At 60.3% G+C, this 15,931-nt stretch carries 15 protein-coding genes; 7 read left to right on the top strand and 8 right to left on the bottom strand.

Translation table 11 applies throughout. The annotated features are described in order from the left end of the window. The first annotated feature begins 183 nt into the window (after positions 1 to 183). Positions 184 to 1,479 carry a rod shape-determining protein RodA gene (rodA, locus tag ACYVHT_RS09895; RefSeq protein ID WP_460550541.1) on the top strand — a complete coding sequence of 432 codons (1,296 nt, stop codon included), beginning with the start codon at positions 184 to 186 and terminating at the stop codon, positions 1,477 to 1,479. Continuing rightward, a complete protein-coding gene (locus ACYVHT_RS09890) occupies positions 1,479 to 2,831 on the top strand; it encodes a hypothetical protein (RefSeq protein ID WP_460550539.1) in 1,353 nt (450 codons plus the stop codon). Before rodA ends, ACYVHT_RS09890 begins: the two co-directional genes overlap by 1 nt. Here ACYVHT_RS09890 and ACYVHT_RS09885 read toward each other — a convergent pair. Continuing rightward, positions 2,800 to 3,783, bottom strand: a complete 984-nt coding sequence (locus ACYVHT_RS09885) for a hypothetical protein (protein ID WP_460550537.1) — start codon at positions 3,781 to 3,783, stop codon at positions 2,800 to 2,802. The two genes, ACYVHT_RS09890 and ACYVHT_RS09885, sit on opposite strands and share 32 nt — an antisense overlap. Positions 3,784 to 3,850: 67 nt before the next feature. Beyond that, positions 3,851 to 5,059, bottom strand: coding sequence for a hypothetical protein (locus ACYVHT_RS09880; RefSeq protein WP_460550535.1), 1,209 nt, complete (start codon positions 5,057 to 5,059; stop codon positions 3,851 to 3,853). A gap of 36 nt (positions 5,060 to 5,095) precedes the next feature. Here ACYVHT_RS09880 and ACYVHT_RS09875 point away from each other — a divergent pair, with 36 nt between their 5' ends. The 4 genes from ACYVHT_RS09875 (at position 5,096) to recO (ending at position 9,423) form a co-directional block, all read left to right on the top strand. Further along, on the top strand, positions 5,096 to 5,419 hold the full coding sequence (locus ACYVHT_RS09875) for a 2Fe-2S iron-sulfur cluster-binding protein (protein WP_460550533.1): 324 nt from the start codon (positions 5,096 to 5,098) through the stop codon (positions 5,417 to 5,419). A gap of 213 nt (positions 5,420 to 5,632) precedes the next feature. Beyond that, positions 5,633 to 6,259 carry a thymidine kinase gene (locus tag ACYVHT_RS09870; protein ID WP_460550531.1) on the top strand — a complete coding sequence of 209 codons (627 nt, stop codon included), beginning with the start codon at positions 5,633 to 5,635 and terminating at the stop codon, positions 6,257 to 6,259. Positions 6,260 to 6,329: 70 nt separating this feature from the next. Then, entirely contained in the window at positions 6,330 to 8,699 is a 2,370-nt protein-coding gene (gene porZ, locus ACYVHT_RS09865) for a type IX secretion system anionic LPS delivery protein PorZ (RefSeq protein ID WP_460550528.1), read from the top strand. Between the two features lie 4 nt (positions 8,700 to 8,703). Next, positions 8,704 to 9,423, top strand: coding sequence for a DNA repair protein RecO (recO, locus tag ACYVHT_RS09860; protein WP_460550526.1), 720 nt, complete (start codon positions 8,704 to 8,706; stop codon positions 9,421 to 9,423). A 30-nt stretch (positions 9,424 to 9,453) separates the two neighbouring features. Here recO and ACYVHT_RS09855 read toward each other — a convergent pair whose 3' ends face one another. From ACYVHT_RS09855 to ACYVHT_RS09835, 5 genes are all read right to left on the bottom strand, one after another. Beyond that, complete coding sequence (locus ACYVHT_RS09855; protein WP_460550525.1) at positions 9,454 to 10,395, bottom strand: FKBP-type peptidyl-prolyl cis-trans isomerase; 942 nt, start codon at positions 10,393 to 10,395, stop codon at positions 9,454 to 9,456. Between the two features lie 64 nt (positions 10,396 to 10,459). Further along, positions 10,460 to 10,891 carry an FKBP-type peptidyl-prolyl cis-trans isomerase gene (locus ACYVHT_RS09850; protein ID WP_460550524.1) on the bottom strand — a complete coding sequence of 144 codons (432 nt, stop codon included), beginning with the start codon at positions 10,889 to 10,891 and terminating at the stop codon, positions 10,460 to 10,462. A gap of 78 nt (positions 10,892 to 10,969) precedes the next feature. After that, complete coding sequence (locus ACYVHT_RS09845) at positions 10,970 to 11,566, bottom strand: FKBP-type peptidyl-prolyl cis-trans isomerase (RefSeq protein WP_460550523.1); 597 nt, start codon at positions 11,564 to 11,566, stop codon at positions 10,970 to 10,972. Between the two features lie 96 nt (positions 11,567 to 11,662). Continuing rightward, on the bottom strand, positions 11,663 to 12,706 hold the full coding sequence (locus tag ACYVHT_RS09840; RefSeq protein ID WP_460550521.1) for an FKBP-type peptidyl-prolyl cis-trans isomerase: 1,044 nt from the start codon (positions 12,704 to 12,706) through the stop codon (positions 11,663 to 11,665). A gap of 38 nt (positions 12,707 to 12,744) precedes the next feature. Then, positions 12,745 to 13,791: a DHH family phosphoesterase gene (locus tag ACYVHT_RS09835; protein WP_460550519.1), complete on the bottom strand. Its 1,047-nt coding sequence runs from the start codon at positions 13,789 to 13,791 to the stop codon at positions 12,745 to 12,747. A 219-nt stretch (positions 13,792 to 14,010) separates the two neighbouring features. Between ACYVHT_RS09835 and ACYVHT_RS09830 the strand changes: the two genes are divergently transcribed. After that, positions 14,011 to 14,421, top strand: coding sequence for a nucleoside-diphosphate kinase (locus ACYVHT_RS09830; protein ID WP_460550517.1), 411 nt, complete (start codon positions 14,011 to 14,013; stop codon positions 14,419 to 14,421). 198 nt (positions 14,422 to 14,619) lie between these two features. On the opposite strand, the gene ACYVHT_RS09825 is transcribed toward ACYVHT_RS09830, so the two are convergent. After that, entirely contained in the window at positions 14,620 to 15,903 is a 1,284-nt protein-coding gene (locus tag ACYVHT_RS09825) for a nucleoside permease (protein ID WP_460550515.1), read from the bottom strand. Between the last annotated feature and the right edge of the window lie 28 nt (positions 15,904 to 15,931).

Genomic DNA, 15,931 nt, shown 5'->3' with positions numbered 1-15,931 from the left:
GGTGGGAGAGTCGGTCGCCGCCAACCTTTTTCAACCCCAACGCCCCCGCCGCTTTCACCAGCCGCGGGGGCGTTTTGTGTTTATTAGCTTTTTCAAATTGACCTATTGAACAGGGCAGCTAATACCTGACGCTCTCAATAATAAAAGGCGTAATTTTAAGGCAATTATTAATCTGAATTATCTGTGCAAGTTTCTCCGGCACGCTATAGCCGAAATATTGATTGGATTACGGTATTACTTTATGCCATTTTGGTTGGGCTAGGGTGGGTGTGCATCTATGCTTCGAGTTATTCGCCTGATGCGCCGAATAATCCATTAAATGCCATGAGCTTTGATAAGCTGATGGCATTTAACTGGTTTAAGCAGTTGCTGTGGATTGGGACGGCGTTGGTGCTTATCGTGATTTTACTGGTGGTGGATTATAAGGCTTATGATACCCTGGCGTATGCCTTGTATGCGGGAATGATTGTGCTACTGCTCGTGACGATGGTAGTAGCGCGTCCGATTGCGGGCTCGAGGTCGTGGTTGGAACTTGGGCCAGTACGATTGCAACCGGCAGAGTTTGCGAAGTTTACTACTGCGCTGGCGGCTTCGCGGTTTATGGCGAGTATTAATCTTCGTTATCAGAACTGGCGCGACCAGTTGGTGCTGGCCGGCATTACGTTGCTGCCGCCATTGCTTATTGTGGCTTCGAATGAATCGGGGCAGGCGCTGGTGTTTGGGGCATTGCTGCTGGCGTATTTTCGGGAGGGGATGTCGCCGCTTATTCTGCTATTGCTGGCTGCAGCGGGTATTATTCTGCTGCTGGCTTTGCTGGTGCCAAAATTGTGGCTGGTGTTGGCATTCACGGTGATATTGGTTGTGGTACTGGCGATAAACCGCCGGGTATTGCGCCATCACCTGCCGTTGGCGATGGGAGTGTGGCTGGCGGTAATCGGCATGGTGATAGGAGTTGATTTCTTCTATAATAAAGTGTTGCAGCCTCACCAACGGCAACGGATAGAGATTTTGCTCAACCCTTCTTCGGACCCTTTGGGGAAAGGGTGGAACGTGACGCAGAGCAAGATTGCCATTGGGTCGGGCGGATTGCTGGGCAAGGGCTTTTTGCAGGGTACGCAGACGAAATTTGACTTTGTGCCGGAGCAGAGCACCGACTTTATCTTCTGCACGGTGGGGGAGGAGTTTGGGTGGATGGGAAGCCTAGTGGTTATCCTCCTCTACCTGACGTTGCTTTGGCGTATTATCTATGTTGCAGAGCGACAAAAATCGGTTTTTGGGCGGACGTACGGGTACTGTGTTGCGTGCATCTTATTCTTTCACATGACGGTGAATATGGGCATGACCATCGGCCTGGCTCCGGTGGTGGGTATTCCGTTGCCATTCTTCAGCTACGGAGGGTCGTCGTTGTGGTCATTTACCATCCTGCTTTTTAGCCTGCTGGCGCTGGATGCCTATCGCAAGCAGGATTTGCTGCGCTGATGGCCGCCGTGAGCGTACCGCGCTGGCTATGGATGGTGCTCGTGGCCGCCCACCTAATCACTTTGGGCTGGGCAATCCGGACGGGAAGCTGGGACTTTCCGGATTCGGGGAGGTACCAGCAGGCGGCGGCGAATATAGCCCAGCACGGACAGCTTTATGCGCGTGCCTGGCCCCTGGCTACACCGCTGGGACAGGCCGTGCAAGAATTCTCTATTCGGACACCTGGGTATCCGGTTGTGATTTTGGGGCTGGGAGCAGCACAAAGCCATATTGCGCTGCTGCTGGTAATTCAGAACCTGCTAAGCCTGGCTACAATTGGAGTGGTGCTGCACTGGTGGGCGGGCTGGGCACGGCCTCATGGCAAGCAATGGGCGTGCGCGTTGCTCTGCGTGCTGACTTTCCCGGCGCAGTTGATTTATGCCAATGCGGTGATGAGCGAGATAATGCTACAGGCCACGGTACTGGTGATGGTGATAAGTGGGGTGCGTTATCTTAAAAACCTAAGGCTTTCTGCCTTTGCAATGACTGCGATGGCCAGTGTGGTTGCGCTACTGCTAAAGCCGGTGTTTTACCCCTTTGCGGCGATAATAGCCGTTGCGGGCCTGGTGCTGGGATGGCGGGCACGGCGCGGAGTGGTGGCAGCTATTGGGTTGGCACCAGCCCTGGTAGTGCTGGCTTATATGGAGTGGAACCAGCAGCGCACAGGCTATTTCCATTTTTCCAGTATTACCGAAATCAATCTGCTGCATTACAATGCGGCAGGCGTGGTGCGACAGTTGGACGGCGCGCAGGCAGAAGATATGTGGGTGGCCGGGGTCTTACATGATGCACAACTCCAACCGGATTTTGCGGCTCGGCAACGGCTGATTCATGAGCGGGCGAGTGACGTGCTGTGGGCGCATCCGCTGGTATATGCCTGGCAGCATATAATGGGAATGGCGGCGCTTTTTCTGGACCCTGGCCGGTTCGATATCAGCGAGTTTTTGCAACTGGCCCCCTTGGCGGGCGGGGGCTTTCTGGCACAGGTAAGGTCGGGTGGGCTTTGGCAGGCGGTACAGCGTTTACCGTTGGGGTTGATGACCGGACTGGCCGTGGTATTGCTCGCTAACCTGGGGCGGCTGGTACTGGCCGCACGGGGATTTCGACGCTTGCGCCAGGGGCGGGACGGGGAGCAGTATGGCCGATGGATAGTGCTTGGGCTGCTGGCCTACGTGGCTGGGCTGACAGGGCCTTTAGGAGCCGCCCGTTTTCTGGTCCCTGTGTGGCCGCTGCTGCTGGGGCTGGCACTGGCGGGCATAAAAAGCGGCGTGGCAAAGCTTGCTAAGTCCGTAGCAAACGACGCCAATGCGTGAAAACCAACGCGAGCGCTGCGCAAAAAGCCGGAGCTGCGAGATACCCCATACGGCCTAAGTCGCCGGAAAGCAGCATGTGGGCACCTACCACGGTCAGTAATCCCATTTCGGGCTTGCCCAAGCCATCGAACATGGAATGGGCAATTGGGCGCCGTCGATACTCAAGCCAGCGCGCTACAAACGGAATTAGCGTGAAAAGGCCGAAGATGCTGAGTAGCTCGCCTACGCCCTTGGGAGAGCAGGCTCGCCGAATGGAGTAAAGCAGGTTATCGGCGTGGGCCAGGGCATTGGAAACCGATTGGCTTGCCGGAGCCCCGAGCTGCCTGTCAATAACGTAATGAACAACGAACAGCGCAGCTAATCCGCCTGCCAAAGCCAGCAGCTGACGGGACCAGGCAAGCGCCGGCCGGCCAAACCAAAGCAGCCACGGCACCAGAAAGAAAAAGGATTCTTTGGCTAGTGGGCCAAGAAGCAGGGCCAGGAATACGGCCCAGGCGCTACCGGGGCCGCGTCGCACGGCATAGTAGCCGAGGCCGAAAACCAGTAGGTACAGGCTGTCGGTGAGCGGGAGGCCCGCCGCGTACTCGGCCCAGCGGCTGGTGAGAACGGCCAGCATGGCCAGAGCAGCCGCTTCGGCCGATGCCCCGGCCTGGCGAGCACCGTTGAACCAGCAAGCTCCGGCAGCAGCCAGTAACATGCAGTTGACCAGGTAGAAAGAAAAGCGCAGTGGCCACCAACCCGCGGGGCGCTGCGGCCAGACGCGGCCATACACCTTGGCAATAGGCACTGCTACTACGGCGGCCGCTGCCGGCACCAGCACGCGGTAACGATGCGTGACGCGAATGCTATCGAACCGGCCGGCGGCCATGTGCAGGTAGCTGCGCGTGTCGGGCGAGTGCGAAAAATCGAAGTGCACGTACATCGGGTAGGCCAGATTGGCCAGAGTGGCCACCGCCAGCAGCCACGGAAGCAGCCAGCGGCGGGCGCGGGCCCCGATGATGGACGAAGTCGGCGCGGGACTAAGCAAACTTGCGCTCAATGAGCTTCAGTAACTTGTTGACGTGCTCTTCCTTACGGCTCCAGTCGTAGCGTTGCGAAAGGTCGCCGGTGACGTAGGTCCTGGCCTGGTCGGCGGTAGGCAGCGAGTCGAGGTGCTGGATGGCGGCGTGGTAATCCATGTTTTCGCCGCCAAAAAGCTCGTTGATAAAGCTGAAGCGCTGGTTGATGGAAATGGCTTCGCGCAGGGTTTCAACTTTGGGACCGGCCCGCTCGGCCAGCGAGGCCGGGCTGGCCGTGTTGCGCAGCGTGTCGGCCAGGGCCGGGGCGGCGGGCTGCGTAGCCCTGAGCTTTTCGTGCAGGGGAACGTTGCCGGGCTCGGTAACGGGCAGCGGGCGGGCCGGGGCCGGCGGGGCTACTGGCTGGGCCGCCGGCGTGCTTGGGGCCGGCACGGCTGGCGCAGGAGCAATAGCAGGTGAGGCGACAAAAGTGGGCGGCGTTACGAGTTTAGGCTCGGGCACCGGCGCAGGTGCTTCAGTAAGGGTAAGGGCTTCCGGGACAGGGGCCGGCGCAGCCACTGACGCCGGAGATGAAACAGGGCCATCTTCCAGCAAATCGGCAGTGGTCAGCGGCAGCAGGGCGCTGAGCTCAGCCACCAGCCGCTGCATGGGTTGGTGGGCTTTGTAGTTGGCAGCGTGGTAAAGCTCGAAACGGTGGATGAGAAAGTCGCGGCTCAGGTCGTTGCTCACGGGCAGGCTGTCCACGAAGCCCTGGTAAAAGGCCTTATCGATGTCGAGATAGCGAAGCCCATCGCGCAGGCCCGCCAGCGTAGGCTGTTCCGTGGTGCCGAGGAGCAGGCGCTGGAAGCTATTCACCGGGTCGGCCACGATGCTCAGGGCATCGGCCGTCGCTTGGGCCAGCAGCGGCTCAAAAATGCCACGGCTCAGGCTGATGTGCCGCGAAAGCACGTTCATAAACTGCGTGAGGGCCGTTTGCACGGGCGCCGCTTCAAAATCAAAATAAGGACTGCGCAACCGGGCGGTTTCGGCCTGCCACTGGCCCAGCAGCTGGCGCATGACCAATAGGTTGAGTTGGCGAATCGGGGTGAATTTGAGCACGGCCGGGCCGTCGAGGGTAGCCGCCGGCTGTGGGCCGAAGTGCAGGTCACAGAGCCGGGCCGCCAGGCGGCGGCCATAATGGGCGCACTTGGTGGGGCTATATTTGTCGTTCATAAAAAGGCCGTTTTCAGTGGCCGAAGTTAGGCACAAATGCCCCTGCTCACGATTGAAAACTTGCCCGGTGCCCCGGTAGAAGTACCGGCCGGCGCAAATTTATTGGCCGCCATCCAGGCTGCCGGGCACGACTGGATGCACGCTTGCGGGGCTAAAGGCCGCTGCACTACCTGCCGCCTGCAAGTATGCAGCGGGCAGGAAAACCTGGCCCCGCTCACGGCTGCAGAGCTGCGCTACCGCGCTGCCGGCCGCTTGCAGGATAACGAGCGCCTGACCTGCCAGGCCCAGCTGCCCGCTGGCGACGTAACCGGCCGCGTGCCCGACGCGACGCAACTGCCTCACGTACGGTATGCTGACTGAGCTGCCAGGCGCGTAGCAGCTCGGTGCGGTGCGGCAATCAGGGCATCGGGACCATCCGAGCGGGGACAAATCGGCCGAGCGCAAGGCCCTGATTTTGTGTGGCCAGCTGCCGAAAGGCGTGGTTTAAGCTTGAGCCAAGCCGGCGCAGGCCGTACTTTAGAGGTTCCGTTCAGGAGCTTCGGCTCCCATTGCTCATCTGCTCATTTCCTGCTTGTGTTTATTGAACCCCGCGTTGGCAACCGCCACAACGCCCCGCGCCGGGGCTGGATTGAAGTGGTGTGCGGCTCCATGTTCTCGGGCAAAACCGAAGAGCTGATTCGTCGCCTCACCCGCGCCCGCATTGCCCGGCAGCGGGTCGAAATCTTCAAGCCCGTCATCGATACCCGCTACCACGCCGAAGACGTGGTGAGCCACAACGCGGCCCGCATTCGCTCCACGCCGGTGGCCGTTGCCTCAGAAATTCTGCTGCTCGCGGCCGGCTCCGACGTGGTGGGCATCGACGAAGCCCAGTTTTTCGACAGCTCGCTGGTTGAGGTGTGCGCCCAGCTGGCCAACATTGGCACCCGCGTTATCGTGGCCGGGCTCGACATGGACTACCTGGGCCGGCCCTTCGGCCCCATGCCGGCGTTGCTGGCCACGGCCGAATTTGTGACCAAAGTACACGCCGTGTGCGTATGCTGCGGCGAAATTGCTTCCTATTCCTACCGCATCGCGGCCAGCGAAAGCCAGGTGCTGCTCGGCGAAACTGATTCGTACGAGGCGCGCTGCCGGCCCTGCTTTCTGGAAGGGATGCAGGTGAAAGCGCCCAGCCCGGCGGCCAGCTCGGCCGCCGCGCACTAAACGGCGGGCGGGCGCGTTGGCATGAGGGGCCGCCGGGCCTTCTTTCTTACTAAGTGTTTTTGCTGAGCGTATGCTTCATCTTTTCCGTTTTGTGCTTGGCCTCACCGGGCTGTTGTTGATGAGTAGCCCGGCCTGGGCACAAAGCACTGCCGGCTACGGCGACTGGCAGCTGCACCTGCCCACCAATCACCCTTTGCAGCTGGCGGATGCTGGTGACCGGGTGTATGTGGTGGCACAGAATGCCTTTTATTTTCTTGATAAAAACCAGAATACCACGCAGGTACTTTCCAGCCGTGACGGACTGAGCGACGTAGGCGTAGTAGCCGTTGCCTACGACTCGGTGACCAGGCAAACGGTGCTGGCCTACCGCAATGGCAATCTGGACATTCTGCGGCCCAACGGCAGCATTCGTAACCTGAGTGACATTCTTCGCAAGTCCATTCAGGGCGGCAAGAACATCAACCGCATCACTATAGCAGGCTCGAAAGCGTACCTGTCAACCAATTTTGGTCTGGTGGTCGTGGACCTGGTCAAGCTCGAAATAAGTGACACATACAGCAGCATCGGCCCGGGAGGGGCATTGCAGCCCGTCAACGACGCTGCGGTAGCGGGGGGCTACCTTTTTCTGGCCACCTCAACCGGGGTGTTGCGGGGGGCACTGACTTCCAATTTGTTGGATTACCGCAGTTGGACGGCTTATACCCTATCGGGAAGTGCGCGTCGGGTAACGACATTGGTCACGTACGCCGGGCAAGTATATGCTGGTCAGGATAACAACGATTTGCAAAAGTTTGTGGCCAGCCCTACGCCTTCGTGGGTGCCTGTGTATGGAACGTATTCGCTGGAGCACCGCAGCCTGCGAGCCAGCGTTGCAGGAGTGATTATTTCAGATGACCAATACGGCGTGCGCCGTTTAGCTCCTAACGGGGTCGTGACCACCATCACCCCCGGTGTGCAGGGAACGTCCATGCTCGATGCCATTCGGGGGCGTGACGGCAGCTATTACATCGCCAATAATGACAATGGCGTGGGTAACATCGAGAAGGGCTTTCAGCGCATTCCGCCCACTGCCGGGGCCGTCCCCGAATCTTACCTGGCCAATGGCCCGGCTACCAGCCGGGCATTCAGCATCCTGGCCGATGCGCGAACCAATACGGTCGACGTGTTCAGCGGGGCCTACTCGGAGCGCTACGACCCGGCCGGCCTGCGCCAAGGATTTTACGAGTACACGAGCGGGCAGTGGACCAATTTCAACCCACCCAACCTGACGGGAGCCAATACGCTGCTGCTGGGCCCGGTGCGTGGCACCCGCACTCCCGATGGCACCCTGTATGTGGGCGCCAATGGCGGGGGCCTGCTGGAATGGAAGGGCCCGACCCAGATTCGTCAGTTTGGCCAGGGGATTCCATCGGGAAGCCCGCTCATTGGCACATTCGGCCAGGGCAATAGCCGGGTGGAGATAACAGACTTGGCAGCTACCACTGAGGGCAAAGTATGGGTAGTGAACCGGCACCTGACCCCGGGCAACTCCGGCTTGTTTCTGTTCGACCCAGCCGCCAATACCTGGCAAACAATCCCTTACTCAATAGGCTTCGAGGCGCTTGAGCGCATTGCGCTGGATGATAACGGGTATGTCTGGGTTTCGGTATCGCGTAAGACGGACCCGACCGGTGCCCCGCTGGGCATTTATGCCATCGACCCGTCGACTACGGCTCCCAACCCGCCGCGCTTTTTTACCACGGCCTCGGGCTTGCCCGATAACCAGATTTACGAGCTGGCCAAAGACCGGCGCGGCTACATCTGGGCAGCTACCATTAAAGGCGTAGCGGTGTACAACGATGCCAGCGGACCGTTTCTGTCTAACACTGGCTTCACGCTGCCCATCGTGCGGCGGGGCGAAGGCACCGGTTTCCCGGTGCTGTTCAGCGAGGCGGTGCGCTGCCTGGCCGTGGACGGCGGCGACCGCAAGTGGTTCGGCACCGATAACGGCCTCTGGCTGTTCAGCCCCGATGCCGACGAGGCACTGCTGCATTTCACCACCACCAACAGCCCATTGCCCTCCAACCGCATCGTGGACGTGAAAGTGAACGATAAAACCGGCGAAGTATGGGTGGCTACCGATGCCGGCGTGGTGACTTACCGTGGCTCGGCCACGGTCACGGAAGGCACGCCGAAGTGCACGGCAGTGTTTCCTAACCCCGTACGTCCCGATTTTGCGGGTACCGTCGGCATCACCGGTCTGGCCAACAATGCGCTGGTGAAAATAACCGATGTAGCCGGCCATCTGGTGTATGCCACCACGGCCGCCGGCGGCACCGTTACCTGGAACCTGACCAATCCCAACGGTGAGCGGGTGCGCTCGGGCACTTACCTCGTCCTGTCATCGGATGCCGATGGCCGGAACGGCTGCGTGAGCAAAGTGGCCGTGCTCAGTAAATGACACTATGCTGATTAAAACCCGGGGCATCGTCCTCAGCTTTCTTAAATACCGCGAAACCAGCATCATTGCCCGCGTCTATACCGAGCAGCTGGGTGTGCAGAACTACATCGTGAATGGCGTGCGCAAAGCCAAGCCGCCGGGCCGCATTGCGCTGTTTCAGCCCTTCACGCTGCTGGAGCTGGTGGCCTACGTGGCGCGGGGCAGCAGCGGCCTCACGCGTTTGTCGGAATACCGCTGTTCCGAGCCCTTCCAAAGCCTGCCCTACGAAGTGCAGAAGAGCAGCGTCGTGCTTTTTCTGTCGGAAGTGGTGAGCCGCGCCGTGCGCGAGGAGGAGAAAAATGAGCCGCTTTTTCAGTTTTTGCACGACTCCATTCTGGCTTTCGACCGCCAGGCTGCCGGAACCGAAAACTTTGCCCTGAGCTTTTTGCTGGAGCTGGCCACGTACCTGGGCTTCGGCATCAGCTCCGGGGGCGAGCTGACCGACCAGGTCATTATGGCGGGCCACGCCGCCACGGCCCGGGGCGCGGTGGGGCCGCCTACGCTCCGGCTAAAGGAGTTCGACGGCTACTTCGATGAGTTGCTGCGCGACCCCGCCCGCAGCACTATTCCCAACGGCCGGGTGCGCCACGAACTGCTCCACGTCCTCATTCGCTATTACCAGTTGCACGTGGAGCAAATGGGCGAAATTCGCTCCCTTGATATCCTCTCCGAGGTACTAAACTAGCGCACGTGGCCGCGCGGCCTGCAGCCGCTCCTACTTAAAATCGACCAGCTCCACCTCGAAGCGCAGCACGGAGTTGGCCGGAATGTCGGCTCCCATGGCACGAGGGCCGTAGGCCAGCGGCGACGGAATGAGCAGCACTGCCTTGGTGCCCTTGTTGAGCATGGCAATGCCCTGGTCCCAGCCCTGAATAACCTGGCCGGCTCCCAGCACAAACGAAAACGGGTCGTTGCCGTGTCTGGCCGAGGCATCGAACTCCTGGCCCGTCGTCAGAATGGTGCCCCGGTAAAGTACCCGCACCGTCTGGCCCTGTTTGGGCAGCGGGCCGGTGCCGAGCTTTTTGAGGATGTAGTAGGTCCCGCCGGGGGTTTTGCGGGCCGTGGCGTGGTTCTTCTTCAGGTAGGCCTGGATGATGGCATCATCTTTTGCCGATTGCGCGGCGGCCATCAGCTTGCCCTGCCGCAGGTTTTCTTCCTGCATCTTCTGGTGGCGGGCCGTCATCTCGGCCATCGTCACCAGCTCGCGGGCGCTTGCCATTACCAGTAGCGTGTTGCCGCTTTTTTTGATGAGCGAGGGCACCGGCTGGTGGAAGGTTTTGGCAAAAACCGTATCGGCCGGGAAGCGGAACACGGCGCTGTCGCCGGGCAGCAGCAGGCCCAGGGCTTCTTCCAGGCTGCCGGGCGTGGGCTGAGCGGGCAGCGCCACGGGCTGGGGCAGCGGCTGCATCTGGCGCGAGTTCATGATGACCGAGTCGCGGCCCGTGCGGAATTCCATAAACACGGTGAGCACCTGGCCGGCGCGGCTGGCATACGGCGCATCGGTGGGGGCGAGGGCGCGGGGCTGGTAGCGGCCGGCGGCATCCTTGCGAAAGAGCTGGTACTCAGTGCCCGTGGGCAGGCGCGTAAACGATTGGGCTGCGGCTGTTTGGGAATAGGCAAGCAGCGCGCAAAGGGCAACCAGAAAAAAATGCTTCATTTCAGATAATTATCGGCTAAACGGTAGGAGGAGAGCCGCTGCGGCCTCGTTGGCCGTGGCGCTGTCAGCGCACGCTCACTACCAGGATTTCAAACAGCAGCTCGGTATTGGGGGGAATTACAAACCGGGTTTCATCGTCGGGGTCGGGCACGCCCTTGGCGCCGTAGGCCAGTGCGGCCGGTATCCAGGCCCGCACCCGTGCGCCCACCGTCAGCAGGGGCATCAGCTCGTCGAGGCCGGCAATCACCTCTTTGCGGCCCACCCGAAACCGCAACGGCCCGCCCGAGGCGGGGGAGGCATCAAAAATATGGCCATCGGGCAAAAAGCCGGTGTAGCGCACGGCCACGCGGCTTCCTTCCGTTATTGCGGCCCCCGTGCCGCGTTCCCAAAACACGAAACGCACCCCATGCTGCGTGTGCTGCAGCTGGTGATGCGTCGTGTCGGGAGGAGGGGCTGTCGGAAGAGCCGGTACCTGCGCCGTGGCTGCCTGAGCCATGACCAGCAAAATGGCCGGCAGCAGGCCCGCATATTTCCGGTCACAACGCCATGGCTTCATGCAGGCAGGCCAAAGAAGTTAATAAACGTCGAGAATCTCAACGTCGAACATCAGCGCCGAATCGGACGGGATGCTGCTGCTGCCCGCCGGGCCATAGGCCAGCCGCGAAGGGATAAGGAGCAGCTTGCGGTCGCCTTTGCGCATCAGCAGCAGGCCTTCGTTGAAGCCCGGGATGGCCCCGCTGCCGGCCGTGAACACGGCGCAGCCGCAGCTGGAGCGGTTTTCGGTGGAGTTGTCGAAGATGGAGCCTGCCGGGTAGCTGGCATTGCCATACGAAGCCGCGTACCCCGAGGAAGAGGGGTGGGCCCCATTGCTCAGAAAACGACCAATGTACTTCACGCTCACCTGCCGGCCGGTCGTCACGGCCGGGCCCTGGCCATCCACAAGGCCCACCACGTACAGGCCCGAGTTGGTGCGCGTGGCCTGGTTGAGCAAGTTGTTGCGCACCAGGTAGTTGTGAATGGTGTCCTCGTCGATGATTTTCAGCTGGTTCTCGTGTTCGGCCAGCTGCTTCTGGTAAGTGGTTTGCGAGTTGCAGCTCCACAGGGCCGGCGCGGCCAGCAGCAGCCCCAGGGCCCACCCGAGGTAGCGCGAACGAAGCGAAGATTTTTTCATGGCGAGAAGAATAAAAAAGATTCCGGCCAACGGCGGGCGGGCAGTTGCGCCGCACCGCCCGTTGGCCGGAATCAAAGCTAATTGGCTAATAAAAGGCTATTGAACATCAACAAGTTCCACCTCAAAACGCAGGGGCGAGTTGGCCGGAATGTCGGTGCCCATGGCGCGGGGACCGTAGGCCAGCGGCGACGGAATGAGCAGAATGGCCTTACTGCCCTTGTTGAGCAGCGAAATGCCTTCGTCCCAGCCCGGAATCACTGCGCCCTGGCCGATGGGGAAGTCAATCGGCCGGCCCTGCTTGTCCGACGAGTCGAACAGCTTGCCGCTGAGCAGCGTGCCGTTGTAGTTCACGCTCACGCTCTGGCCGGGCTTGGGCGTAGCGCCGGTGCCGGGCTTCAACACCTGGTAGTAGATGCCCGACGGCGTCTTCTGCACCGTCAGGCCATTTTTCTTGATGTAGTCCTGCAGCAGGGCATCGTCTTTCTTCAGCTGGGCCTGCACCTCGGGCGTGGCCAGCATTTTGGCTTGCGCGTCCTTCTGGTCCTTCATCTGCTTCTGGTACTCCGGCGATGCCATCCGCTGCTTCAGCTGGGCCGCCGATGCCCGCTTCTGCAACTCGGGCTGCATGGCCTGGGCTTCGGCTTCGGTAATGATTTTGGGCTCGGTGGCCACGTACATCACCACCACGTTGCCGCCCTTGCGCAGGAACGGCGGCACCGGCTGGCCCGACTTCGGCTTGATGAGCGAATCGACCTGGAAGCGGAACACGCCGCTGTCGCCGGGCTGGAGCAGCGACAGGGCCTCGTCGGGCATGCCTTTCTGCTTCAGCTCTTTCAGGGGCAGCGGCACGGCCATGCCCACGTCGCGGCGGGTGTTCTGCAGCACCGAGTCCTTGCCGGTGCGGTACTGCATGTGGCCGAGCAGGAACTTGTTCAGACGGTCTTTGTAAGTGGGGTCGCCGTCGGGGCCGATTTCGCGCCGCTCGTAGCTGTTGCCTACTTTCTTGAAAATCTTGTACTCGATGCCGGACTTGGTTTTGGCAAACTCCCCGCCGTCTTTGTTACAGGCCGTGAGGGAAGCGAAGCTCAGCACGCCGGCCGCCAGGGCCAGCTGCCGCGCAGAGCGGGAGGAAAAACGCATGAAAATATTAAGAGTGAAGAGTCAGAAACGGTTCAAAGTTACGCCACCGGCGGCGCTACGGCGGCAGGCACGCCCGTCAGCTGCTCCTTATACTCGGGCAGGATGCTGAGAAAGCGGTCCACGGTTGCATCGAGGGTCTGGTAGCTGATGCCGCCAGAGGCGTTGTGGTGCCCGCCACCGTCGAAATGACGGCGCGAAAAGTCGCTGACGGAGAAGTTGCCCACCGAGCGGAAAGAAATTTTGACGGCCACGCCGCGGTCGATGAAAACGGCCGCAAACACAATGCCTTCGATGCTCAGCGCATAGTTCACGAGGCCTTCGGTATCGCCGGTTTTGCTCTGGTACTGGCGCAGCTCGTCCTGGGTGATGGCAATGTAGGCCGTGTTGTATTCGCGGTTCACCACCAGCTTGTCCTTCAGCACAAAGCCCAGGAAACGCAGGCGGATTTCGGAGTGCGAGTCGTAGATGCGGCGGTGCACCGACGACAGGTCAATGTTTACCTTCAGCAGCTCGGCAATAATCAGGTGCACGTTGCGCGAGGTGCTGGGGTGACGGAACGAGCCCGTATCGGTCATGATGCCCGCGTAGAGCGCTTCGCCCATGCCCTTGGTGAGAAGGTCCTGGTCGCCCAGGTCGCGGATTATCTCGAAAATCAGCTCGGCCGTAGCCGCTGCCGTGGGCACCGAAAACGTAATGTCGGCGAAATCCTCGGGCTCCTGGTGGTGGTCGATGAGGACCTTGACGGCGCTGGCCTGGCGCACGTACTCGCCCAGCTCGTTGATGCGGCCCAGGCAGCTGAAATCGAGGCAGCAGATGACCTCGGCCCGGGCCACCAGGTCGCGCACCTGGCGGTCGTTCTGGCGGCGGTCATACACCACCACTTCGTCGTTGCCCTCCATCCAGTTGAGAAACGCCGGATAGTCCGAAGGCGTCACGACCGTGACGTGGTGGCCCTTTTGCTTGAGGTAGCCGGCCCAGGCCAGCGACGAGCCCAGCGCATCGGCATCGGGCTTGTGGTGCGTGGTGATGACAATCTGCTTGGGCTGCGCCAGCAACGCCTGCAGAGCGGAAATGGAACTAGACATCGACAACATGAATGGCCCTGTTAAAGAAGGCGGGCCGGTGGCTTACAAATAATTGGGCCGGCAAAAGTCGGAAGAAATCTTGTCTTAACAACGCAACGCCCCGGGAAGGTTCTTCGCGGCTATCTCAACGGCCGCCTGGCCTCGACTAATAAACGACATCGGCTTTGTGGCTACTTTTGCAGCCGAATAACTTTTCAACCAACCCCCCTAGCCCTCAAAATGGCCACCAACCGCACATTCACGATGATTAAGCCCGATGCCGTTCAGGACAACCACATTGGTGGTATCCTGAGCATGATTGAGGCCGGCGGCTTCCGCATCGTGGAGCTCCAAAAAGTTACCCTCACGCCCGAGCGCGCCGGCCAGTTCTACGCCGTGCACGCCGAGCGCCCGTTCTACAACGACCTGGTGAAATACATGTCGAGCGGCCCCATCGTAGCCGCCATCCTCGAGAAAGACAACGCCGTGGCTGATTTCCGCACCCTCATCGGCGCTACCAATCCGGCCAACGCCGAGGAAGGCACCATCCGGAAGAAGTACGCCAAGAGCATCGAAGCCAACGCCGTGCACGGTTCGGACTCCGACGAAAACGCGCAAATCGAAGGGGACTTCTTCTTCGGCACAAAGTAATTCCGACGCCGGAATCAAGGAAAAAGCCCGCTCTGCATTGCGCAGAGCGGGCTTTTTGTTTGTGCCAAAAGCAGACTTTTTTTATACCAATCTTGTATCGTCGGGCTTTTTTGGTGTAGGGGCGGGGCTTGCCCCCGCCCGCTGTTGAACGGCATTGTTTTAATAGCCGCGAACGACGGGCGGGGGCAAGCCCCGCCCCTACGCCTGCTCTACTGAGAGCAGCGGCTCCGGATGCGTAGTTTCGGCGGGCTGCGTGGTGTGTTTGTGTTTAAAGATGAGCACGAACAGCACGGCAATGGCCAGCGCATAGCCGGCAAACGTGAGCCAGATGCTGTGCCAGTCCTTGTTGCCGGCGGCATCGGTGAAATATTCCTGGATGATGAGGCCGCTCAGCGAGCTGCCGAGCACCGCGCCAAAGCCGTTGGTCATCATCATAAACAGGCCCTGTGCGCTGGCCCGGATGCTGGGCTGGGTCTGGGTTTCGACAAACAGCGAGCCGGAGATGTTGAAGAAGTCGAAGGCCATGCCGTACACGATGCACGAGAGAATAATCATCCAGAGGCCGTCGGCAGGATTACCGTAGGCAAACAGCCCGAAACGCAGCACCCAGGCAATCATGCTGAATAGCATGACCTGCTTGATGCCGAAGCGGCGCAAAAAGAACGGAATGGCCAGAATGAACAGCGTTTCGGAAATCTGCGAGATGGACATGATGATGGCCGGGTACTTCACCGATAAAGTGTCGCGGTAAGCCGGGTTCTTGTCGAAATCATGCAGGAAGGTGTCGCCGTAGGCATTGGTGAGCTGCAACGCCGCGCCGAGCAGCAGTGCAAACAGGAAAAAGGTCAGCATCTTGCGGTCGCGCAGGATGGCGAACGACTTGAGGCCCAGGATTTCGGCCAGGTTCTGGCTGGACGTGTTGGCCGACTGTGGCGGGCAGGCCGGCAGCGTGAACGAGTAGATGCCCAGCAGAATGGCCGCCCCAGCCGCTACGTAGAACTGGCTGGCCGATTTCTCGAAGCCTAGCAGGCTCACCGTCCACATGGCCACAATGAAGCCCACCGTGCCCCACACGCGGATGGGCGGGTAGTCCTTCACCACATCGAGCCCCTGCCGCTTCAGAATGGAATACGACACGGCGATGGACAGCGCCAGCGTGGGCATGTAGAAAATCATGTTCAGCAGGATAACCCAGAAGAACGTGCCGGGGTCCGTCACCATCGGAATGGTGCAGAGCACGAGGCCCCCCAGAATGTGCAGGATGCCGTAGAGCTTCTCCGCATTCACATACTTATCGGCCACGATGCCCATGAGCGAGGGCATGAAGATGGAGGCAATGCCCATGGTGGAGAAAATGGCCCCAAACTGCGCGCCCGACCACTGTTTGGTTTGGAACCAGTACGCGCCAATCGTAATGAGCCATGAGCCCCAGATAAAAAACTGGAGAAAGCTCAGGATGGTAAGACGCAGCTTTGTGTTCATGCGAAGGAGGTGGGAAAAGAAAGTTGCA

Source organism: Hymenobacter daeguensis (assembly GCF_054780555.1).
The sequence above is the reverse complement of the archived record's forward strand: the minus strand, read 5'-3'. Positions and strand labels throughout refer to the sequence as shown.

Excerpts from the sequence above, each read along its gene's own strand:
- ACYVHT_RS09855 (WP_460550525.1), bottom strand. The coding sequence starts at position 10,395 with ATGAAGCATTTTTTTCTGGTTGCCCTTTGCGCGCTGCTTGCCTATTCC.
- recO (WP_460550526.1), top strand. The coding sequence starts at position 8,704 with ATGCTGATTAAAACCCGGGGCATCGTCCTCAGCTTTCTTAAATACCGC.
- ACYVHT_RS09825 (WP_460550515.1), bottom strand. The coding sequence starts at position 15,903 with ATGAACACAAAGCTGCGTCTTACCATCCTGAGCTTTCTCCAGTTTTTT.
- ACYVHT_RS09830 (WP_460550517.1), top strand. The coding sequence starts at position 14,011 with ATGGCCACCAACCGCACATTCACGATGATTAAGCCCGATGCCGTTCAG.
- ACYVHT_RS09875 (WP_460550533.1), top strand. The coding sequence starts at position 5,096 with ATGCCCCTGCTCACGATTGAAAACTTGCCCGGTGCCCCGGTAGAAGTA.
- ACYVHT_RS09850 (WP_460550524.1), bottom strand. The coding sequence starts at position 10,891 with ATGGCTCAGGCAGCCACGGCGCAGGTACCGGCTCTTCCGACAGCCCCT.
- ACYVHT_RS09840 (WP_460550521.1), bottom strand. The coding sequence starts at position 12,706 with ATGCGTTTTTCCTCCCGCTCTGCGCGGCAGCTGGCCCTGGCGGCCGGC.
- ACYVHT_RS09835 (WP_460550519.1), bottom strand. The coding sequence starts at position 13,791 with ATGTCTAGTTCCATTTCCGCTCTGCAGGCGTTGCTGGCGCAGCCCAAG.
- ACYVHT_RS09880 (WP_460550535.1), bottom strand. The coding sequence starts at position 5,059 with ATGAACGACAAATATAGCCCCACCAAGTGCGCCCATTATGGCCGCCGC.
- porZ (WP_460550528.1), top strand. The coding sequence starts at position 6,330 with ATGCTTCATCTTTTCCGTTTTGTGCTTGGCCTCACCGGGCTGTTGTTG.
- ACYVHT_RS09890 (WP_460550539.1), top strand. The coding sequence starts at position 1,479 with ATGGCCGCCGTGAGCGTACCGCGCTGGCTATGGATGGTGCTCGTGGCC.
- ACYVHT_RS09845 (WP_460550523.1), bottom strand. The coding sequence starts at position 11,566 with ATGAAAAAATCTTCGCTTCGTTCGCGCTACCTCGGGTGGGCCCTGGGG.